This window comes from Wenzhouxiangella sp. XN24 (assembly GCF_011064545.1).
Taxonomy (GTDB): domain Bacteria; phylum Pseudomonadota; class Gammaproteobacteria; order Steroidobacterales; family XN24; genus XN24.
The window spans coordinates 1-20065 of record NZ_JAAMFG010000035.1 but is presented as its reverse complement, the minus strand read 5'-3'; the positions used below and the strand labels follow the sequence as shown (position 1 = coordinate 20065).

The following is a 20065-nucleotide window of genomic DNA, read 5'->3' as shown; positions in this document are numbered from 1 at the left end:
ATTCGTCGCCTTGCCGCCCCCGCAACCCTACCGTATGGTACGCCGGCTAACCAAAAGGGCGGCGAACGTGGCAGAACTCTCACATACCTTCGGCAACCGGGAAGTCGATCCGCGCGAGCGTGAGCAACTCGTCAGGGACGTGTTCCGCCGCGTCGCGCGCCGCTACGACCTCATGAACGACCTGATGAGCTTCGGGATCCACCGGCTGTGGAAGCGCTCGCTCGCCTGGGCCGTCAACCCGGGACCGGGACAGGTGCTCGTCGATCTCGCGGGCGGCACCGGCGATGTCGCGCAGAAACTCGCCGCCGTGGATCGCCAGGTGATCGTCGTCGATCCGAGTTTCGAGATGATGGATGCGGGGCGCGACAGCCGGCATCACGCCATCCGCTGGGTGGCGGGCACGGCGGAGCGCATGCCCCTGCCGGACGCCAGCGTCGATGCCGTCACCATCGCCTTCGGCATCCGTAACGTGACCCGCATCGAGGATGCCCTGGAGGAAATCCTGCGCGTGCTGAAACCGGGCGGGCGGCTGCTGTGTCTCGAGTTCTCCAAAGTCATCGGTCCGTTGCGCGGACCGTATGCGCTGTACAACCGCTGGGCCATCCCCGCGATCGGCGCGACGGTGGCCGGCGACAAGCTCGCCTACCGCTACCTGATCGAATCCATCCGGCGCTTCCCCGACCAGGACGCGCTCAGCGAGCTGTTCCGCGCCGCGGGGTTCACCGACGTCTGGTATCGGAACTACAGCATGGGCATCGCCGCCCTGCACGTCGGCTCGCGTCCCGCATGACCGCCGGGCCGGTCGCCCGGCTCGCGCGATGGCCCGACGCGGCCGCCGCGCTGGCCTGGCCGGGCGGCGAACTGAGCTACGGAGAATTGCGCGCTCGCGTGGCGGCACTGGCCGGCCTAGCGGCCGGGCGAGGGGCGCCCGGCACTCCGCTGGCCGTGATCACCCCCTCGCGGGTGGACCTGGTCCTGGGAACACTCGCGGCCCTGTGGCTGGGCCGCCCGGCCTTGCCCCTCGACCCGTCCCGCGGCGACATCGACGCCTGCCTCGCGGCCTGCGAGCCGGGCGGGTTCCTGGAGCCCGCCGACTTCGCGCAGGCCGTGGCCGGACGCCTCGCACGAGTCGAAGGGGGCGCGTTCCTGCCACCTGGCGAAGCTGCTGTCGCGCCTGACCGGCCGGCGTTGCTCGTGCCCACCAGCGGCACCGGCGGCACGACACGCGTGGCCATGTTGCCGGCGGCGGCGCTCGATGCCCATGTCGTCGCCAGCATGGCCGCACTGCCATCGCTGGGTCCCGCCGACCGGTGGCTGGTCTGCCTGCCGGCGAACACCATCGGCGCACTGGCGGCCTCGTGGCGCACGCTGACCGCGGGCGCCTGTCTCGCCCTGCTGGAACGCTTCGACGCCACCGAGGCCCGCGGGTTGATGGCGGCGGGCGCCAGCCATGTGTCCGTGGTGCCGGCCATGCTGGACGCGCTGGCCGATGCGCCCGGCCCCCCGCCGCGCGGATTGCGTTGCCTGCTGAGCGGCGGGGGGCCGCTGTCGCAGCGGGCCGCCGACTCGGCCCGGGCGCGCGACTGGCCGCTGTGGCAGGGCTGGGGCATGACCGAGACCTGCGCCCACGTGGCCGTCGGGCGAGTGGACGAGACATGGCACGAAGGCGTGATCGGCCCGCCCGTGACCGGCGCGCAACTGACGGTCGACCCGGGACACAGCCGACTCACGATCGGCGGCCCCATGCTGATGTCAGGCTATGCGCGGCCGGGCCTGGCGCCGGGCGCGGGCCTGACACCGGACGGGCGTTTTGCCAGCGCCGACGTGGGCGAACTGCTCGACGACGGCCGCCTCCGCATCCTCGGGCGCGCCGACGACATCATCGTCACGGGCGGGGTCAACGTGGCGCCTGGGCCGGTCGAGGATGTGCTCGCACGCTGCCCCGGAGCCGGCGAGGTCGCCGTCACCGGCCAGCCGGACCCGCGTTGGGGGATGAGCCTCGTCGCGCTCTACACGGGCCCCGCCCCCGCCGCCGCCATCGAGGCGTGGGCCCGCGCGCAGCTGGCTTCGGAGCAACGTCCCCGCCGCTTCCTGCACGTCGGGGCGCTGCCGCGCAACGCCATGGGCAAGCTGTTGCGCGGTGAACTGGGGCGGCTGCTACCGCGCGAGTGAGCCCGGCGGGACAGCCTGGCCCGGCGGGGCAGCCTGGCCCGGCGGAACGGCCTATCGGGCTTCGGGCAACTCCGGATCGAAGCCCAGGCCCGGCGCCTCCGGCAACCGGAGCACGCCCCCCGGCGGCGGCACCGGGCCGAGCAGCGTGCTCAGCCAGCTCGCCGTGTCGAGGCCATGGGCCAGCCCGTTATCCAGCGCCGCACCGATATGCGCCGACAGCCACAGGCCCACGGCGGTATCGACGCTGCTGGTGACGATACTCTCGGTGCGGGGCCTGAGCGCGAGACCGAACACCCGCGAAGGCCCGCCGACGACCATCGGCTTGAGGATCTGTCGGCGCACGGGGAGCGGCCCCTCGTCCGGCCAGCTCGCCAGCGATTCGTCGAGCGCGAGGGAGAAATCCACCATGGACTGCAGCCGCGCGAGCGCTTCGGCGTCGGCATCCGCGGCAGGCTCCTCCAAGGCCTCGATCGGCAGGCCGGCGAACAGCGGCAGCGTCGCTTCCGCCTGGGCCGTGCTCCAGCCGCGGTTCACGTCCAGGCGCAGGCGCAGCCCGGCCGGCAGTTGTTCCATGGCGGCGAAAAACAGCGGCAACTCGTCCTCGAGCGGCGCCGTCGCGAGTTTCAGCTTGGCCACCTCGAAGCCCTGGGCGCGGGCGGCCACCAAGCGTTCGCCGAGACCGGCATCGATCGCGCCGACGAAAGCGTTCACCCGCACCCGTGGCGCTGCATCCGGTCGCAGGTGACGATACAGCGGCACCCCGGCGCGACGCGCGGCAAGATCCAGCAACGCGCATTCCAGGCCGCAGCGGGCGGCGGGGCGATCATGCCGCGGCAGCCGGGCATGGGCCATATCCATGGACAGGCCCGGGAAGTTCGCCACGGCCTCGGCCAACGCGGCTTCGGCCAGCGGCGCGGTCTCGGTGCCCGCGCCCGGCAACGCCGCCGTCTCGCCCCAGCCATGGCCACCCTCGCTGTCCTCGATCCGGATCAGCCAGCCGCGCCGCATCACCGTATCGCCGCGCGCGCATTTCCATGGCCGCGACAGCGGGATCGCGTAGGGGAACAGCTGCAGCGAGGCGAGCGTCAACGGCTCAGCCACGCAGGCCACCGACGAACAATCCCGCGCAGATCAGGGCACCGAGGACGAGTTGCAGCCGCGCCGTGTCGGCCAGCAGTTCATTGAACACGGGCCCCGGGGGCAGGGTCACGAAACGGTACACGAGCCGGGCGGCCCAGGGCAGCGCCAGCAGCCCGAGCCACCAGCCGGGACCCGCGGCGAGCGCGAGCACGGGCAACGCGAGGAACGGCGCCAACAGCAGTACGCCGTACTCGATACGACTGGCGCGTGGGCCGAACACCACCGCAAAGGTCCGTCGCCCGGCCCGCCGATCGTTGTCGCGGTCACGATAGTTGTTGACCACGAGCACGGCCGCGGCCGGCAGGCCCAGCAGCGCGCCGGCCGTCAGCGCGGTCGAGTCGAAACGCCCGGTCTGCAGGTAATAGCTGCCGGCCACCGCTGCGACGCCGAAGAACAGCCAGACGAACAGCTCCCCGAGGCTCGAGTAGGCGATCGGCTTGGCGCCGCCGCTGTAACCCCATGCACAGGCGATCGACGCCACGCCGATGGCGAGGATCGGCCAGCCGCCCTGCCACGCGAGCCAGAGGCCGACGAGACCGGCGCCGGCGAAGGCCAGGGCCGCACCGCGCCGCACGGCGCCGGCCGTCAGCCAGCCTTCGGCAGTGGCCCGGCGCGGGCCCAGCCGGGTGCCCGGATCGTCGGCGCCGCGCTCGAAGTCGCTGACGTCGTTGTGCAGGTTGGTCGCCACCTGGATCAACAACGCGGCGATCACGGTTGCGGCGAATATCGTCCCGGAGAGCGCATCGGTATCCCGCCACGCCAGGGCCGTGCCGACGATCACGGGCACGACCGCCACCGGCAAGGTCCGGGGCCGGATCGCGGTCAGCCAGTGGCGCAGCGCGTCGGACGCGGACGAGGCCGTCACGGTCTCAGGGGCGGCGCGGGAAACGGCCGAAGTCCGGCGGGCGTTTCTCGAGGAATGCGTTCCGGCCTTCCTGTCCTTCCTCGGTCATGTAGAACATGGCGGTGGCGTTGCCGGCCAGCTCCTGGATGCCCGCCAGCCCGTCGGTGTCGGCATTGAACGCCGCTTTCAGCATGCGCAGGGCGGTGGGCGACAGCTCCAGCATCCGCCGGCACCACTCCACGGTCTCCGCCTCGAGCCGCTCCAGCGGCACCACCGTATTGACGAGACCCATGTCCAGAGCCTGCGCAGCATCGTACTGGCGGCACAGGAACCAGATCTCCTTGGCTTTCTTCATGCCGATGGTGCGCGCCAGCAGTCCGGCGCCGAGTCCGGCATCGAAGCTCCCGACGATCGGCCCGGTCTGGCCGAAACGCGCGTTGTCCGCGGCGATCGACAGGTCGCAGACGAGATGCAGGACGTGCCCGCCGCCGATGGCCCAGCCCGCCACCATCGCCACGACCGGCTTGGGCAAACGGCGAATCTGCATCTGCAGATCGAGGACGTTGAGATGCTGGGTGCCGGTGGCGTCCTTGTAGCCCCCCTGCTCGCCGCGAACGCGCTGGTCGCCGCCCGAACAGAACGCCTTGCCGCCTTCGCCGGTCAGGATGATGACGCCGATGGACGGATCGTGATGTGCATGGGTGAACGCGCGCTGCAACTCCATCACGGTTTCCGGCCGGAAAGCGTTGTGCACCTCCGGGCGATTGATCGAGATCCGTGCGATCCCTGCGGAATGCTGGTAGAGCACGTCTTCGAAGCCGAGATCCGGGACCTTTGTCCAATCCATTTTTACGTCAGCCTGCTGGGCGGAAGTGGGACATTGTACTTCGGGCCGGAACGCCGTCTACCTGTAGCGCAGGCATCGCGCCCGCCGCGCGAGCGTCCCCGAGTCTGCGTGCTACACTTTCGCGGTCCAGAACGGCCGGAAAACCGTGGATTCCACTTCCCTCGAAGCACACCAGCAAGATGCCTTCCTCGACGAGCTGCCGGACCGGCTCGCCAGGGGGCTGGCGCACGCCTCCGGCAAGCGTTTCGTGAGCCTGGCGCTGCGGGCGCACGATTTTCCCGGCAGTCCCGCGCTGCCGGCCACCGGTCCCGCCGTCTGGTGGGGTCGCAGCGGCGAGCACCACTTTCGCGTCGGCGCCGGCAGCGCCTGGGAAACCGAAAGCGAAGGTAACGACCGTTTCCGCGCTCTTGCGTCGGCCCACCGCGCGCTGGTGGCCGACTGGCATGCGGGGAGCCTCGACGGCAGCGTACCGCTGCGCGGGGCCTTCCTCGGCTTCGCCTTCAGCCCGGATTCCCACGGCGAAACACTGCCCAACGCCTTGTTGTCGGTGCCCCGCGTGATCGCCGAGCGTCGCGGCAACACGACCCTGATGCATTTCAACGGGCGGTGTGACGAGCCGCCGGAGGCACTGGTCGCGACATGGGCCCGCACCGCGCGCGAGTTGTTCGCGGCGGCGTCACCCGACACGCTGGGCATGGCGCCTCCGCCGCGATCGGCCGCGCCGGCGACATTTTCCATGGAAGACCCCGACTGGGCGGCGCGCGTGCGCCACGCCCTGGCGGCGATCCAGTCTCCGCCACTCGAGAAACTGGTGCTGACACGCCGTGTGGATCTCGAGCTCGCCGCGTGTCCGAACCTCGGCCACATTCTCGAGTGGCTCGCGGCGCGCTACCAGGAAGCCACCGTGTTCGCGGTGCGCCGCGACGGCACGAGCCTCGTCGGCGCCTCGCCGGAGCGACTGCTCGGCCTCGAGCACGGCCTCGTCGTCGCCGACGCGCTGGCCGGTTCCGCGCCGCGCGCCACCTGTGACGATGCCGACCAGTTGCTGGGCGGCGGCCTGCTCGGCGATCCGAAGGAACTGGCGGAACACGCGGTGGTGGTGCGGGAGATCCTCAGTGCACTGGAGCCACTGTGCACCGCCCTGGTGGCGTCCCATGCGCCCGCGCTGTTGCGGCTGCCGAACGTGCAGCACCTCGCCAGTCATGTGCACGGGCGGGTCAAGCCGGAGGTCGGGGTGTTCGAACTGCTCGAGCGCATGCATCCCACGCCCGCGGTCGGCGGCGCACCCCGCGCGCTGGCCCTGGACTGGCTGCGACACCACGGCGAGGCCGACCGTGGCTGGTACACCGGGGGGGTGGGCTGGCTGGACGACAGCGGCGGCGACATCTGGGTCGCGCTGCGCTGTGCGACCTTGCGTGACCGCCAGGCGAGCCTCTATGCAGGCGCCGGCATCGTCGCCGGATCCGACCCGGAACAGGAACTGCGGGAAACTGGCTGGAAGCTGCAGGCGATGCTCGAGGCGCTGGCCGTTGACTGAGCGGGAGGCGGCCGGCGGAACCGCCGAGGCAGCCTACGCGCGCGCTGTGGCGCTGCTGGACGGACTCGGTGCCACCGGTCTCGAGGCCATCGTCGTTTCCCCGGGATCCCGTTCCACCCCGCTTGCCCTGGCCGCGGCGCGCGGCACCGCGCTGCGCGTCCATGTCATCGCCGACGAGCGCTCCGCGGCATTCTTCGCACTCGGCCTCGCGCGCGCGACGGGACGGCCGACGGGCCTGGTCGCCACTTCGGGGTCGGCGCCGGCCCACTGGCTGCCCGCCGCCGTCGAGGCCTGCGAAGACCGCCAGCCGCTCGTCCTGATCAGCGCGGACCGCCCGGCCGAGTTGCTGGGGTGCGGCGCCAACCAGGCCACCGACCAAGGCAGCCTGTTCGCGGCTCATGCGCGCGCCCGGTTCACGCTGCACGCGGAAGCCACGATCGGACACGCGCATGATGTCGGGCGCCGGGCGGCGGCGGCCTGCATGTGGCCGCAGCCGGGCCCGGTGCATATCAATGCGGCGTTCAGGGAACCGCTGGTGGCCGCCGATCCGGCGAGTTGCCCGGCGTGGTCGCCAGGCCGCGCGGGCGTGCATGCGCCCGAGCGCATGACGCCGGATCTCGCCGCGCTCGGGACGATAGCGGCGAGCCTCGCGGGACGCCGGGGCGCGATCCTCGCCGGTCGCCTGGCGCCCGGCGATCCGGCCGCGGCCGCCATCGTGGCACTGGCTCGCACGCTGGACTGCGCGGTGCTGGCCGACCCGCTGTCGGGACTGCGTGCCGGGCAACCCGCAGATGCCCGGATTCTCTGTGCCGCGGACGCCTTTCTTCGCGATCCCGCGGCGCCGCGCCCGGACTGGCTGATCCGCGTCGGACAGCCGCCGGTGTCGCGATTCGTCGAGCAATGGGCGGCGCGCTGCCCCGACACCGTGCTGCTCGCCGGCAGCACCGACTGGGCGGATCCTTTGCGCGCGGCCGGGACGGTGCTGCTCGGCGAGCCCGCGGCGAGCCTTTCGGCCCTCGCTGCCGCCGTGTCGCGGGCGGGGCTGCGAGCGGCCGCCTGGGACGCCCTCGATCGCCGGGAAGTCGCGGCGCTCGAGGCGCTGCGCGCCCTCCCGACGCCGCCGGCGGAGGCGGCGCTCGTGCAGGCGATCGCCGCCGCGGCACCGCCGGAGACGCCGGTATTCGTCGCGAACTCGCTGGTGGTGCGCGATTTCGACAGTTTCCTGCCGCGGCGCGCGGCCCCGTTGCCGCTGTACGCCAATCGCGGCGTCAGCGGCATCGACGGCAACATCTCCACTGCGGCCGGTGTCGCCGCTGGCTGCGGGCGGGCCACGATCGCGGTCGTGGGCGATCTCGCCCTGTTCCACGACCTGAACGCCCTCTCGCTGTGCCGTGACCGCCCCCTGGTGGTGATCGTGGTCAACAACGGCGGGGGGGCCATATTCGGCCAGTTGCCGCAGGCCGGCCTGCCCGAGTTCGACGCACTCTGGCTGACGCCGCCGGGCATCGATATCGGCCGTGCAGCGGCACTGTTCGAACTGCCTCATGTACGACTGGATGCAGCCGCCGACCTGGAAACCGCTATATTGAGCGCCCTCGCAACCGGCCGCGGCGCCGTACTCGAATTCGTCGTCCAGCGCGCCGACAGCCACGCCGGACGCCTGGCGTGGTGGAATAGCCAGACCTGCGGCTCGAAAGCCGGGAGATCCTGATGAACGTCAACGCAGAAGCCTTTGCCATCGTGCAGAACCTCGCCGCGGAACTGTCGGCGGGCCAGGTCGAACTGCCCTCGCTGCCGCGCGCCGTGGTACGGCTGCGCAACGAGCTGGCGAAACCCGGCTTCGACGTGCCGCGCCTCGCCAAGCTCGCCGGCACCGAGCCGGCACTGGCGGGCTCCATTCTCACCATGGCCAATTCCGTCGTCTTCCGCCGCTCCGGCAAGGAAACCCTGGACCTGAAGGTCGCGATCCCGCGCATCGGTGCGAGCAAGGTGCAGGTGCTGGCCGTACGCTTCGCCATGCAGCAGTTGAAAAGCCACAAGGACCTGGGCCGGAGCAAGAAATTGCTCGAGAAAGAGTGGGCGATCGGCCTCCGGGTGGCGGCGACGTGCCATCTCGTGGCGGAACGCAGCAGGCAGGCCAAGCCGGACGAAGCATTGATCGTGGGGCTCATCCACAACATCGGCCGGATCTACCTTTACAGCCGCGCGGACGATCATCCGACCCTGTTCGATTCCCCGGTCGTCCTGCAGGAACTCGTGGACAGCTGGCACACGAACGTCGCGCAGGCGATCGTGGAATCCTGGGGACTTCCGGCCGAGGCGGCGGAAGCGGTCGCGCACCAGGCCGAGGACGAAGGCCAGCCCTGCGGCGTCATGACCTATGTGTTGCGGGCAGCGCTCGCCCTCAACGCGCTCGATGCCGAGCCGGATGCCGCCGCGCTCGAGGAACTGGCGCAGCGCCGGACTTTCCGCGCCGTGGGTCTCGGCCCCGAAGAGATCGGTGCGATCTGGGCCGGCCGGGAAGCCACGCGCTTAAGTCTCGGCCTCACGGACTGAGGGCCGCGCGCGGCAATTAATTGACGCTGCGGCCGCCGCGGAGCTTTCCCGCACCACCGACGGGAGATTCCCGGCGCCGGCCGATCTTGGCGCATCGGTAGGAACAATAAAAATAACAATAGCTTATACGCATGTGACCGATTTTGGCATGATATTCGCATCCTGCTCTGCACAGTTCACTCGCAGGATGCCCGTGCCATGAATGCCAGCAATACCACCCCGCTCCCGATACCGCCCCGGAAGGCGCGCGATCGCGGCACCGCCCGGCCCACGGCAACTACGAGCGCGCGGCCCAGGCCCCTCGAGCTGCTCCGCGAACTGCAACGCTCGCTCGAGCCCGAGGTGGTGGTGGACACCTTCGCCAGCCGCCTGCATGAACATTTCGCCGTCGAGGGGCTGACCTTCGAACACCCGGAACATCGGCTCCAGTGGGGTACCGAGGGCGAGCCGGCTTTCGCCGCCAGCCTGGACCTGGAAGGCGACTCACTGGGTCACCTGGCGTTCTACCGCCAACGGGCCTTCGGACGGCGCGAGCGTGACGAACTCGCCCGTCTGTCCGACCTGCTGCTCCAGCCGCTACGCAACGCGCTGGCCCACGCCTCGTTGCAGAAACAGGCGTTCGAGGATGCGCTGACGGGGCTGCTGAACCGCCAGGCGCTCGACCGGATGTTGCCGCGGGAACTGGCGACGGCCGAGCGCAATGGCCAGCCGATGGCGCTGGTGATGATCGACCTCGACTGCCTCAAGCAGGTCAACGATACCGGGGGACATGCCGCGGGCGATGAGGCCTTGCGCCGGGTGTCCCAGTCGATTTCCCGCGCCCTGCGCCAGTCGGACCTCGCGTTCCGCATCGGCGGCGACGAGTTCATCCTGCTGCTCCCGGCCACCGGCGCGGACGGCGCGATGAGGGTCGTCGAGCGGATCCAGGGCCTTGTGCGGGACGGCCCGGCCCTGCACGGACTGACCCTGACGTTCAGTGCCGGGATCGCCACGAGTGCGGCCGGAATCGCGCCGGATTACCTCATCGAGCAGGCTGACCAGGCGATGTACCTGGCCAAGCGCGCCGGCAAGGACCGGGCATTGTCGAGCACGACGACGACGTTGCGTCGCGGCCGTCCGGACTTCTCAGCCGACCGCATTGCGGCGAGAATGGCGCGCACCTGATCAGACGGAGCACGCGCCTTGAAACCCCCCAGTGAACAACCGGCCATCCGCATGATGATGATGCCGAAGGACACCAATGCGGTCGGCTCGATTTTCGGTGGGGTGATCATGTCGCTGATCGACCAGGCCGCCTTCGTCGAGGCGAGCCGCCAGGCGCCGCGCAAGTTCGTCACGATCGCCATGGACAAGGTGGAATTCCACAAGCCGGTGCACAACGGCGACATCGTCAGCCTGTGGGCCGAGACCATTCACATCGGCCGCAGCTCGATCCGCCTGCGCGTGGACGTGCAGGCCCGCTCGCGCAACCGGGACGTGGACGTGCGCGTGACCAGCGCCGAAGTCACCATGGTGTCGATCGACGAAACGGGTCGTCCCACGCCGATCTTCCCGGAGAACGCGGGCGCCTGACGTTCAGGCCTCGTCCGCCAGGCAGGCGTTGGCCTGGCGAGCGATCTCGAGCTCCTCGTCCGTCGCGATCACGAGCGCCGCGACACGACTCTCCGCCGCATGCACTGCGGCCGGCAGCGGTCCGGGCGCGGCGTTCTTCGCGCCGTCCAGCGCCAGGCCGAACACCTCCAGCCCCGTGCAGATGCGCGCCCGCATGCCGGCCTGGTGTTCGCCGATCCCGCCGGTGAAGACGAGCGCATCACAGCGTCCCAGGGTCGCCGCCAGGGCGCCGACATGGCGCCTGGCGCGATGCGCGAAGACTTCCAGGGCGAGTTCCGCCCGTTCATCGCCTGCGCCGGCCCGGCCCTCGATCTCGCGCATGTCACTCGCCCCGCACAGCGCCAGCAAGCCGCTCTCCTCGTGGAGCAGGCGGTCGATCTCTGCGCTGTCCAGTCCGGATTGCGCGGCGACATAGCCCGGCACGGCGGGATCGAGATCGCCGCAACGCGTGCCCATGACCAGGCCCTCCAGGGTGGACAGGCCCATCGAGGTGTCCACGCTGCGCCCGCCCTGCACCGCGGTGGCGCTGGCGCCGTTACCGAGATGCAGGACGACCAGCGAGGTCTCGTCGGGCGGACGCTCCAGGACCCTGCTCGCCACGCCGCTGACGTAGCGGATCGAGGTGCCGTGAAAGCCGTAGCGACGCACGCCGTAACGCGCGTGCCAGTTCTCCGGCACGGCGTATCGCCAGGCGTGTTCCGGGAGCGTCTGGTGAAAGGCGGTATCGAAGATCGCCGCCTGGGGCACGCCCGGGGCCGCGGCCATCGCCGCCTCGATGCCCGCGAGGTTCGCCGGGTTGTGCAGGGGCGCCAGGTCGCCCATCTCGCGGATCGCCTCGAGCACGCCGCGCGTGATGCGCGCGGGCGCGCCGAAACGGGTACCGCCATGCGCCACGCGATGCCCGATGGCGTCGGGCGGGCCGCAGGCCGCGAGCCGCTCCAGGAGGGTGGCGAAGCCTGCGGCATGATCCGGCGCCGGCAGCGCCTCCGTGCGCTCGCCCCCGGCATCGTGGTAACGCAGGCACGCGTCCTCCTGGCCGATGCGCTCGATGACGCCGTGTGCGAGGCGGGTCTCGCCAGGCAGTTCGAAGAGACCGAACTTGATCGTCGAACTGCCCGAATTCAGCACCAGCACCCTCACCGCGTCATCTCCTCCGCCTGCACGGCCGTGATCGCGACCGTCTTCACGATGTCGCCGACACTGGCGCCGCGCGACAGGTCGTTGACGGGTTTTTTCAGGCCCTGCAGCACCGGACCGACGACCACCGCGCCGGCGGAGCGCTGCACCGCCTTGTAGGCGTTGTTCCCCGAATTGAGATCCGGGAAGACCAGCACCGTCGCGCGACCGGCGACTTCGCTGCCGGGGATCTTGGTGCGCGCCACGGCCGCATCGACGGCTGCATCGTACTGGATGGGGCCTTCGACGGGCAGGTCGGGACGGCGCTCGCGGACCAGCGCCGTCGCGGCGCGCACGCGCTCGACTTCGGCGCCCGCGCCCGATTCACCGGTCGAGTAGGACAACATCGCGATGCGCGGCTCGATGCCGAACATGCGCGCGGTACCCGCGGAGCTGATGGCGATGTCCGCCAGTTCCTCGGTCGTCGGTTCCGGCACCACGGCGCAATCCGCATAGACGAGCACGCGGTCCTTGAGGCACATGAACAGCACGCTGGAGGCGGTGGACACGCCGGGTTGCGTGCGGATGAACTCGAAGGCCGGGCGGATGGTATGCGCGGTGGTCGTCACCGCGCCGGACACCATGCCGTCCACCGCGCCGGTGTGCACCATCATCGTGCCGAAGTAGTTGCGGTCGCGCATCATGTCCAGCGCGCGCTCCGGCGTGACGCCGCGATGCGCGCGCAGGCGATGCAGCTCGGCGGCGAAATCCTCGAGCTGCGGGGCATGCGCCGGATCGATGATCTCGACGTCGCCGAGATCCAGCGCCAGCGCAGAGATCCGGCGCCGCACGAGCGTCTCGTCACCGAGCAGCACCAGCTCCACCGTCCCGCGCTTCACGAGAATATCGGCGGCGCGCAGGATCCGCTCGTCCTCGCCCTCCGGCAGCACGATGCGCTTGCGGGCCCGGGCCGCGCGACGCATCAGCTCGTATTCGAACATCAGGGGCGTGACGCGCGCCGGGCGCGGCAGGTCGATGCGCGCCTCGAGTGCCTCGACATCGACCCGGGCCTCGAACAGGCCGAGTGCGCGCGCGATCTTCGCCGGGTGGTCGGCACTGAGCCAGGCGCGCACGTCGTGTACCCGCGTGGCGGCTTCGTAGGCCTCGGCGGCCACCGCCAGCACCGGCAGGGATTCGTCGGAAAGCCCCCCGACGAGGCGGCGGATCTCGAGCTGCGGCGCCAGGTCACCGGTGAGAATGATGCCGGCCAGGCCGCTGGCCTTGGCCGAGCGATTGACGACGAAGCAACCGAGCACGATGTCCGCCCGGTCTCCCGAGGTCAGCACCAGGCTGCCCGGCTCGAGTCGCTCCAGGAAATGGTTCAGGCTCATGGCCGCGACCTTGACCTGCGCGACTTCGCGGCGCAGCGAATCGGCGGAGCCGTGCAGCAGCCGGGCGTCCAGCGCCTGGGCGATGTCCGCCACGGACGGGCGGCTCAGGGCCGCATCCTCCGGGATCACGAACACCGGTTCATCACCGTTGCGTTCCTCGCGCAGGTTGCCGGCGAGTGTCTCCGGGTCGGCCGTGGCGCGGTTGACGATCGTCGCGACCACGTCGCAACCGCGGGCGTGAAACACTTCCCGCGCGACCTCGATGGCGTTGTGGATCTCGTCCGCGCTGCGGTCCCGGCCGCTGATCACCGGCAGGATGGGCGCGCCGAGGTTCTTGGCCACCGTGGCGTTGAAGTCGAACTCGAAGGCCGAGGACACGCCGGTGTAATCGGTGCCTTCGCACAACACGAAGTCGCACTGCGCCTCGAGCGTCTTGTAGCGGTCGAGAATAGTCTTGAGCACCTCGTCATGACGACCCGCAGCCAGCTCGCGCTGCGCCTCGTCGTGGCTGAATGCATGGGTGGCCGTGACGCCGACCTCGAGCCCGTAGCGCTCGGCGATGAGCCGGATATCGTTATCGGGTCGATCCGCCCGGGCGATCACGGGACGGAAAAAACCCAGCCGCGCCTGGCGCCGCGACAACAGCTCCATCAGGCCCAGCGCCACCAGCGACTTGCCGCTCATGGGCTCCGTGGCCGCGATATACAGGTTATTCGACATCAAAGCCCCGGGCCGGGCCCCACACGGGGTGGCCGTGCACATGTTCGTGTTCCACCCCATCATGGTGGTGCCGATGACGATGCGCCAGGTTGTTCTCCAGCAGCAGGTCCAGGTCGGCGAGCGCATCGCTCACCGGGCCGTCGAACGCCAGCGTGTGATTCTCCGCCAGGATCACGGCCCGGGCGCCCAGTTCCGGCGCCAGCGCCATGTGGTGGGTCGCGACGACGGTCGTGATATCGCGCTCCGCGAGCCAGTCGATCAGCCAGCCGACGGTGCGCGGGTCGAGATTCGCCGTCGGCTCGTCGAGCAGCAGCACCTCCGGCTCGATCGCCAGCAGGCAGGCGAGGCACAGGCGCTGCTTCTCGCCGCCGGACAACTGCGACGGCGGCGCGTCGAGGCGCATGTCGAGCCGCATCACGTCCGCCCAGTGACGGACGCGCTCGCGGGCGTCCGCCTCCGGCAGGTGACGCAGGCCGAAACCGATCTCCGCCGCGACCGTCGGGTTGAACAGCATGGCCTCCGGGTGCTGGAACATCAGCGCGACCCGCCTGCGGAAATCGCGCGCGAACTCCGGGCGCGCCAGCCGCGCCGAGTCGAGCGGCTCGCCGGCGAAGCGCAATATGCCGCCGGAGGGCGCGACGAGCCCGTCGAGAAGCTTGAGCAAGGTCGTCTTGCCGCAGCCGTTCGTGCCGAGCAGCACGACGCGCTCGCCGGGCGCGATCTCCAGGTCCAGCCCCTCGAGCGCCTTGCCGCTGCCCGGATAATCGACCGAGACCTTCTCGAGACTGAACAGCGGCTCAGTCATCCAGCGCACCCCGCGAACGCATCCCCTGGGTCACGGCCTCGGCGTTGTACACGGCCTTGTCGAGCACGGCCAGCCCGAGCGCGCCGCTGGCCCGATACCGTTGCCGCAGCGTCGGCGCCACGGTGCTGCGACTCTTCACGGCATCGCGGTATTCGCCCGCCAGCCGGCGGAACGTCGCCACCTGCACCTGGACGATGCTCAGCCAGCGCCGCGCGCGCGGCCAGCCCTGCAACGCGAGCTCGATCCGCACATCGCGCAGCATCCAGCTGGTCAACAACGCCAGCAGGAATACGCGCAGGTTGAGCAACAGGAGGAAACTCCAGGCCGGGGTCCCGGTCAGCCAGCTCATCACGAGATAACCCGTTGAGATCAGCAACAGGACCGGCAGGACCACGCGCAGGGCGCGCAGCACGAGGTCGAGACGCCCGGCGCCGGAGAGCAGCACCACCGCCGCACACCCGGCCGCGAGCCAGGCGGGCTCATGCACGAGCGTCGCGGCCACGACGGCGGCCAGCCAGGCGAACAGGCCGACGCGCGGATTCGCCCCGGGACTCACCCGCGCACCGCCAGCCATGCCCGCCGCCGCGCGTGGCGGAAGATCAACAGCGTGAGCGCCGCCTCGCCGGCGCCGATCAGTGCATGAGGGATCAGCAGCGCCGGCAGCGTCACGGCCGGGCCGAAGGGAAAGAAGCGTGGCGTGCCGTCCGGGGCATGTGCCAGCCAGGGCTGCATGCCCAGCACCAGCGCAAGAATCAATGCCGAGGTCATGACCGAGCCCCACACGGCGAGGACGACAGCCGGCGTCTCACCGAGAAACCCGAGACCCCGGTAAAGAGCGACAGCGGTCCACGCCCCCGCGAAACCGATGGCCAGCGCATTGACCGGCAACGCCGTGATGCCGCCTGCGCCGACCACCACCGCCTGCAGCAGCAGCACCAGGCTGTAGGCCATGAACGCCGTCCACGGACCGAACACCAGCGCCAGCAGGCTCACCCCGACGGCGTGCCCGGATGTGCCGCCTGGCAACGGCAGCATCACCGTCGAGAGCAGGAACGCGAGCGCCGTGAACACGGCGAGGCGGGGCAGCATCTCGTCCCCCAGCCGGTCGCGGATCCGGCGCCCTGCGATGACCCACAAGGGCGCCGCAAGCGCCAGCGCGGGCAGGTAGGTCTGCGGAGAGATCAGGCCGTCAGGAATATGCATACGGATCAGGCCGCGGGGGGCGGCCGCGCCCGCGACTGTCGCCAGACCATCAGCAGGCCGAAGAGGCCCAGCACGTAGCCGAGCGCGGCGAACACGCGCGACCAGTGGCCATGCGCGTTGCCCTGCGCCTCCTGCACCGCAAGGACGTCGCCGGCGTCGCCCACCTCGAGCGTGATCGTCGCCCCGTGGCCGTCCGCGGAGATCACGCGCAGCTTCCAGGCCCCGGCCCGGTCCGGCCGGAACGTCACCTCGCCGAGCGCATTGACGCGACCCGACTGGAACGCGGTTTCTTCACCGGGCGCGAACACCTCGTACGGCTCGAACCACGGGGATTCGTCGCCGCCGGCAAACGTCAGCCGCACGATGACCGCCTCGCCGTCGAGGACCTCGTGCAGCAGGGCATGGCCGTGCGACACGGGCGCCCACAAGCAACACGTCGCGGCCAGGCCGGGCAAGAAAAAACGCAGCCGTCGTGGCATTCAGCGCACCTCCAGCGTGAGGGTCGCATTGTAATTGTTCTGGTCGCAGATCGCCGGATCCGGGTAAGGCTCGCTGGCCCTGGCCATGACCATCCAGCGGCCGCCGTGCTCGAGCGCCAGGCGTGCGATGCCCGCCTCATCTGTCTGTGCACTGGCCGGATACTCGTCCTCGCCGCCTGTGAACCCGGCATAGGTGGCGCGGACCACGCCCCGCCACGGACGGCCATGCAGCGTCACCCGCACCGCGAGCGGCTCGCCCGCCGTGGCTTGTCCATCCAGCGGCATGATCTCCAGCGGAAACCCCAGCGCCGTGTCGATTGCCGTGCCCTGGCCCAGCAAGGCGACCACGACATTGCGCGAATAGCCACAGCTGAGCGCATCCGGGTTGTCGGCACGGGAGCTGCGCTGCCCCCCGCGCGGCGTCCGGCTGTAGAAGCCCGGCACCTGTCGTGCGGCCAGCAACCACGGGCCGTCGCCGGGCAAGGGAGGCGTGACGAAAGGCGCTCCGGCGGCCAGGTCGATGGCGATGGCCGGCCCGGCGCCATCCACGAGCCACGCGGCCTCGACCCGCTCGGGGTCCAACGTGGCCGTGCCGGGGAACTCGTGACCCCAGCCAATATTGAAGGCGACCGTCGCACCGGGCGCCGGCCGGTAGTCGGCAGGCGTCATCCACGGGTAGTGCGCCGCGGCCAGCGCCGGCCACAGGACGGCCAGCCCCAGGGCAGCGGTCAGCCCTTTACGTCCGCAAATCCTGAATCTTGCACAGTTCATGAAACTCTCCTGTCGGTTGCGCCGCAGGGCGCCGGTCAGAATCGGACATCCAGCGTGAGGCCGATCCGCCGGCCCTGTCGCCAGGCGAAGGCGTCGTCGCCCTTGTCGGATTCGAAGGCATTGCCGATGTCGACGTTGAGGGTCGCCTGGGTCGTGAGCGCCAGCCAGGCACGGAGATCCACGACGCGGTGGGCGTCTACGCGCCGCCTGTTGCTGACATCGCGGAACTGCTCGCCGACCGCGATCAGCGCCACGCGCACGCCACCACGTCCACCCGGCGCCACCCACGTCGGCGCCAGCGACACCGTGTACTCGGGCACGTAAGCCAACGTGTCGCCCGTGTCCCGATTGTCCGCCCCGGTCCATGCGAGTCCCGCCGTCATCGAGAAGCCGCGCGCGCCGCCGGCACGCAGGGACAACTCGGCGCCGCGGATCCGCGCCTCCTCGACATTCACGTAAGACTCGATCGGCACGCCGTCCACGGTCTCGCGACCCGTGTCCGTGCGCACCACCTTGTCCTCGAGATCCGTCTGGAACACGCCGAAGGAGGCCCAGAGCCCGTGCGCCGTCCAGCGCCGCTCAACGCTGAGGTTGAAGTTGATCGCCCGCTCCGGATCGAGCCGGGGATTCGACTCGATGTAGCTCTCACCGTGCCGGTACAGGCCTTCGTAATAGAGCTGGCGGATGGTCGGCGACTTGAAAGCGCGTCCGATCGAGGCGCGCCAGGTAGTCCGCTCGTCGGCGCTGCGCAGGCTGGCGGCGAGTTTCGGATTGAGCTCGCTGCCGAAGGTGGAGTGATGTTCGAAACGCAGGCCCGGGACGAGCATCAGGCGCCGGTCGTACAGCCAGATCTCGTCCTGCACATAGACGCTCGATGTGTCCACGCTGCGCCGCACGGGCAGCGTGGCCTCCAACAGGCCGTCGCGGTAATTGCTGAACTCATAGTCGAGGTCCTGGCGCTGGAACTCCCCGCCGATGGTCAGCCAGTGGTCCTCGCCGAGCCAGGTGAACCGGGCTTCGGCCTGGTCATAGCCGATCTTGCCGCTGCGAAAGCCATGCGTGAAACCGGGGTAGCCCTGGACGAAGTCCTGGGTGAAGCGGTACGCCGAGGCTCTCGCGGTATGGGTCGCGGTGTCATGGCGCAGCGAGATCGTGCCGCGGCGATCGTCATACTCGCGATCGAAGCGTTCCGGCGCGGTGGCCGGTTCGCGGCGGGCACGCGCGGCATCGGCCTGCAGTTCGACCGCCCAGTGCTCCCCGAACGCCGTGCTCCAGCGCGCCAGCAATGCTTCCCGCCAGGTCGTTGCGGGATCACGGTCCGCGGATTCGTCCTGCTCCCGGCTCAACAGCAACAGGACACCCGACGACTCGCCGACCGGCGCGCCGAAACCGGCATGCGCCCGCAGATCGTCCCGGCCAGGGTCATTCGCCGGCACTCCGTCGCGCGCCAGCACGTCGTAGCGGCCGCGCGTGAGCGAGACCGTCCCGCCGGCCGTTGCAGGCACGGGACGCGTGATCACGTTGATCACGCCCGCCATGGCATCCGCACCGTACAACGCCGAACTCGCGCCCTTGACGATCTCGATACGTTCCACCATCGCGATCGGGACCTGGTTGAGGCTCACGCCATAATCGCCGTGCGCGCCGAGCCCGCCGTGAATGCGCCGGCCGTCGATGAGCACCAGTCCGTAACCCTCGTTGACCTGCAGGCCGCGGACCGTCAGCCGCAGGTTGTCCGCGGCCAGCGTGTCATCGAGATTGGTGATCGAGACGCCGGGGATGCTGCGCAACAACTGGGGAAGATTCTGGGCGGGCGAACGCTCGATGTCTTCGCGGGTGATCAGCACCGTGTCGACGGGAACACCGACCAGCGAGTGCGCCGAACGCGTCCCGGTCACCACCACCGCATCCAGCCAGGCGGGCTGCTCGGTCTCGGCTTGCAGCGTCGTGATACCCGTAACGACGCCCAGGGCCATGGCGAACGCGTGGACCAGTCGGTTGGAGAGTCGGAGGGGCGCCAAGGCAAGCTTCCCGGTAATATTTTTCCGGAATTATTCTTACCATGGCCTGGCCGTCCCTCAATAGGGGATTGCCGCAGTCAGCGCGAGCCGTTTCGTGATGGCTCAGTCGTGATCGTGATGGTGCGCACGGTAGTGTCCATGTGAATGACTGTGCGAGTCTTCCTCGCCCGCCGGGGACGGAATCCGGTGCAGGCGTCCATGGCGAATCCCGGGTCGCGCCATGACCGAATCGCCGAAGGCCTCGATCTGCGAGGCCGGACCCTTCAGCAGCACCGCCTCGAGACAGTGGTCGTGATCGAGATGCATGTGCAGGGTCGTCACGGTCAGGTCGTGATGGGCGTGGTGCGTTTCGGTGAGGCGCTTGCTGAGTTCGCGCTCGTGGTGGTTGTAGAGATAAGTGAGGATCCCGAGGCAGTGCACATCGGGATCCTTGTCGAGCTGCTCACGCGCGAGGGCCTCGCGAATCAGGTCCCGCACCGCCTCGGAGCGGTTCTTCGCGCCTTTGCGCTGCATGTAGCCGTCGAACTGCTGCGCCAGCTCGGCCTCGAGGGACACCGTGAATCGTTCGCTCATCGTTGGGTCAACTCCACCATCATGGTCGTTCGTGGTCTCGAGATTGACACTCTCCGCCGCGGCGCGGAGAATGCCGGGCCTCCGGAGGGGTGCCAGAGTGGTCGAATGGGCTTGACTCGAAATCAAGTGTACGGTTTACCGTACCGTGGGTTCGAATCCCACCCCCTCCGCCAAGCCTAACGACATCCCTGACCGGGATTCGAACCCACGGTTCATGAAGCCGGGGTTCGAGCCGCAGGCGTCGGTCCGCAGGACCGACCCATCCCACCCCCTCCGCCA

Annotated in this window: 19 protein-coding genes and 1 tRNA gene; 8 read left to right on the top strand and 12 right to left on the bottom strand. The window is 70.0% G+C overall.

Going from position 1 to position 20065, the window contains the following annotated elements:
* Nucleotides 1-67 precede the first annotated feature (67 nt).
* Both G6032_RS11080 and G6032_RS11075 read left to right on the top strand, forming a co-directional pair.
* Nucleotides 68-790, top strand: a complete 723-nt coding sequence (locus G6032_RS11080) for a class I SAM-dependent methyltransferase (RefSeq protein WP_346763806.1) — start codon at nt 68-70, stop codon at nt 788-790.
* Nucleotides 787-2172 carry an AMP-binding protein gene (locus tag G6032_RS11075; RefSeq protein WP_165282221.1) on the top strand — a complete coding sequence of 462 codons (1386 nt, stop codon included), beginning with the start codon at nt 787-789 and terminating at the stop codon, nt 2170-2172. Before G6032_RS11080 ends, G6032_RS11075 begins: the two co-directional genes overlap by 4 nt.
* A gap of 51 nt (nt 2173-2223) precedes the next feature.
* On the opposite strand, the gene G6032_RS11070 is transcribed toward G6032_RS11075, so the two are convergent.
* The 3 genes from G6032_RS11070 to menB are packed head-to-tail and all read right to left on the bottom strand — an operon-like array spanning nt 2224 to nt 5003.
* Nucleotides 2224-3273 (bottom strand): enolase C-terminal domain-like protein, encoded by a 1050-nt coding sequence (locus tag G6032_RS11070; RefSeq protein WP_165282220.1) that lies wholly within the window; start codon nt 3271-3273, stop codon nt 2224-2226.
* Nucleotides 3266-4177 (bottom strand): 1,4-dihydroxy-2-naphthoate polyprenyltransferase, encoded by a 912-nt coding sequence (locus tag G6032_RS11065; RefSeq protein WP_346763805.1) that lies wholly within the window; start codon nt 4175-4177, stop codon nt 3266-3268. Before G6032_RS11065 ends, G6032_RS11070 begins: the two co-directional genes overlap by 8 nt.
* A 4-nt stretch (nt 4178-4181) precedes the next feature.
* A complete protein-coding gene (gene menB, locus G6032_RS11060; protein WP_165282219.1) occupies nt 4182-5003 on the bottom strand; it encodes a 1,4-dihydroxy-2-naphthoyl-CoA synthase in 822 nt (273 codons plus the stop codon).
* A 145-nt stretch (nt 5004-5148) separates the two neighbouring features.
* Here menB and G6032_RS11055 point away from each other — a divergent pair, with 145 nt between their 5' ends.
* The 5 genes from G6032_RS11055 (at nt 5149) to G6032_RS11035 (ending at nt 10668) form a co-directional block, all read left to right on the top strand.
* Nucleotides 5149-6540 (top strand): isochorismate synthase, encoded by a 1392-nt coding sequence (locus G6032_RS11055; protein WP_165282218.1) that lies wholly within the window; start codon nt 5149-5151, stop codon nt 6538-6540.
* Nucleotides 6533-8251: a 2-succinyl-5-enolpyruvyl-6-hydroxy-3-cyclohexene-1-carboxylic-acid synthase gene (gene menD / locus G6032_RS11050; protein ID WP_165282217.1), complete on the top strand. Its 1719-nt coding sequence runs from the start codon at nt 6533-6535 to the stop codon at nt 8249-8251. Before G6032_RS11055 ends, menD begins: the two co-directional genes overlap by 8 nt.
* Nucleotides 8251-9096 carry an HDOD domain-containing protein gene (locus G6032_RS11045; RefSeq protein WP_165282216.1) on the top strand — a complete coding sequence of 282 codons (846 nt, stop codon included), beginning with the start codon at nt 8251-8253 and terminating at the stop codon, nt 9094-9096. Before menD ends, G6032_RS11045 begins: the two co-directional genes overlap by 1 nt.
* A 198-nt stretch (nt 9097-9294) precedes the next feature.
* Nucleotides 9295-10260, top strand: a complete 966-nt coding sequence (locus G6032_RS11040) for a GGDEF domain-containing protein (RefSeq protein ID WP_165282215.1) — start codon at nt 9295-9297, stop codon at nt 10258-10260.
* An 18-nt stretch (nt 10261-10278) separates the two neighbouring features.
* Entirely contained in the window at nt 10279-10668 is a 390-nt protein-coding gene (locus tag G6032_RS11035) for an acyl-CoA thioesterase (RefSeq protein ID WP_206211947.1), read from the top strand.
* A gap of 3 nt (nt 10669-10671) precedes the next feature.
* On the opposite strand, the gene G6032_RS11030 is transcribed toward G6032_RS11035, so the two are convergent.
* The 9 genes from G6032_RS11030 to nikR all read right to left on the bottom strand — a co-directional run bounded on the left by G6032_RS11030 (nt 10672) and on the right by nikR (nt 19786).
* The gene (locus tag G6032_RS11030; RefSeq protein ID WP_165282214.1) at nt 10672-11847 is read right to left on the bottom strand and encodes an acetate kinase; all 1176 of its coding nucleotides are present in this window, start codon (nt 11845-11847) and stop codon (nt 10672-10674) included.
* Nucleotides 11844-13934 (bottom strand): phosphate acetyltransferase, encoded by a 2091-nt coding sequence (gene pta / locus G6032_RS11025; RefSeq protein ID WP_165282213.1) that lies wholly within the window; start codon nt 13932-13934, stop codon nt 11844-11846. The genes G6032_RS11030 and pta overlap by 4 nt, the downstream gene beginning before the upstream one ends.
* Complete coding sequence (locus G6032_RS11020; protein WP_165282212.1) at nt 13924-14739, bottom strand: ABC transporter ATP-binding protein; 816 nt, start codon at nt 14737-14739, stop codon at nt 13924-13926. Before G6032_RS11020 ends, pta begins: the two co-directional genes overlap by 11 nt.
* Nucleotides 14732-15313: a hypothetical protein gene (locus tag G6032_RS11015; protein WP_165282211.1), complete on the bottom strand. Its 582-nt coding sequence runs from the start codon at nt 15311-15313 to the stop codon at nt 14732-14734. The genes G6032_RS11020 and G6032_RS11015 overlap by 8 nt, the downstream gene beginning before the upstream one ends.
* A complete protein-coding gene (locus G6032_RS11010) occupies nt 15292-15942 on the bottom strand; it encodes an energy-coupling factor ABC transporter permease (RefSeq protein WP_165282210.1) in 651 nt (216 codons plus the stop codon). Before G6032_RS11010 ends, G6032_RS11015 begins: the two co-directional genes overlap by 22 nt.
* Nucleotides 15943-15947: 5 nt before the next feature.
* Nucleotides 15948-16421, bottom strand: a complete 474-nt coding sequence (locus tag G6032_RS11005) for a hypothetical protein (protein ID WP_165282209.1) — start codon at nt 16419-16421, stop codon at nt 15948-15950.
* The gene (locus G6032_RS11000; RefSeq protein WP_165282208.1) at nt 16422-17192 is read right to left on the bottom strand and encodes a DUF4198 domain-containing protein; all 771 of its coding nucleotides are present in this window, start codon (nt 17190-17192) and stop codon (nt 16422-16424) included.
* Between the two features lie 35 nt (nt 17193-17227).
* The gene (locus G6032_RS10995) at nt 17228-19213 is read right to left on the bottom strand and encodes a TonB-dependent receptor (RefSeq protein ID WP_165282207.1); all 1986 of its coding nucleotides are present in this window, start codon (nt 19211-19213) and stop codon (nt 17228-17230) included.
* Nucleotides 19214-19315: 102 nt separating this feature from the next.
* Nucleotides 19316-19786, bottom strand: coding sequence for a nickel-responsive transcriptional regulator NikR (nikR, locus tag G6032_RS10990; RefSeq protein ID WP_165282206.1), 471 nt, complete (start codon nt 19784-19786; stop codon nt 19316-19318).
* Nucleotides 19787-19869: 83 nt separating this feature from the next.
* On the opposite strand from nikR, the gene G6032_RS10985 reads away from it, so the two are divergent.
* Nucleotides 19870-19959 (top strand) — tRNA-Ser (locus tag G6032_RS10985).
* Nucleotides 19960-20065: the final 106 nt, after the last annotated feature.

Excerpts from the sequence above, each read along its gene's own strand:
- G6032_RS11075 (WP_165282221.1), top strand. The coding sequence starts at position 787 with ATGACCGCCGGGCCGGTCGCCCGGCTCGCGCGATGGCCCGACGCGGCC.
- menB (WP_165282219.1), bottom strand. The coding sequence starts at position 5,003 with ATGGATTGGACAAAGGTCCCGGATCTCGGCTTCGAAGACGTGCTCTAC.
- G6032_RS11045 (WP_165282216.1), top strand. The coding sequence starts at position 8,251 with ATGAACGTCAACGCAGAAGCCTTTGCCATCGTGCAGAACCTCGCCGCG.
- G6032_RS11040 (WP_165282215.1), top strand. The coding sequence starts at position 9,295 with ATGAATGCCAGCAATACCACCCCGCTCCCGATACCGCCCCGGAAGGCG.
- pta (WP_165282213.1), bottom strand. The coding sequence starts at position 13,934 with ATGTCGAATAACCTGTATATCGCGGCCACGGAGCCCATGAGCGGCAAG.
- G6032_RS11020 (WP_165282212.1), bottom strand. The coding sequence starts at position 14,739 with ATGACTGAGCCGCTGTTCAGTCTCGAGAAGGTCTCGGTCGATTATCCG.
- G6032_RS11015 (WP_165282211.1), bottom strand. The coding sequence starts at position 15,313 with ATGGCTGGCGGTGCGCGGGTGAGTCCCGGGGCGAATCCGCGCGTCGGC.
- G6032_RS11010 (WP_165282210.1), bottom strand. The coding sequence starts at position 15,942 with ATGCATATTCCTGACGGCCTGATCTCTCCGCAGACCTACCTGCCCGCG.
- G6032_RS11005 (WP_165282209.1), bottom strand. The coding sequence starts at position 16,421 with ATGCCACGACGGCTGCGTTTTTTCTTGCCCGGCCTGGCCGCGACGTGT.
- G6032_RS11000 (WP_165282208.1), bottom strand. The coding sequence starts at position 17,192 with ATGAACTGTGCAAGATTCAGGATTTGCGGACGTAAAGGGCTGACCGCT.
- nikR (WP_165282206.1), bottom strand. The coding sequence starts at position 19,786 with ATGAGCGAACGATTCACGGTGTCCCTCGAGGCCGAGCTGGCGCAGCAG.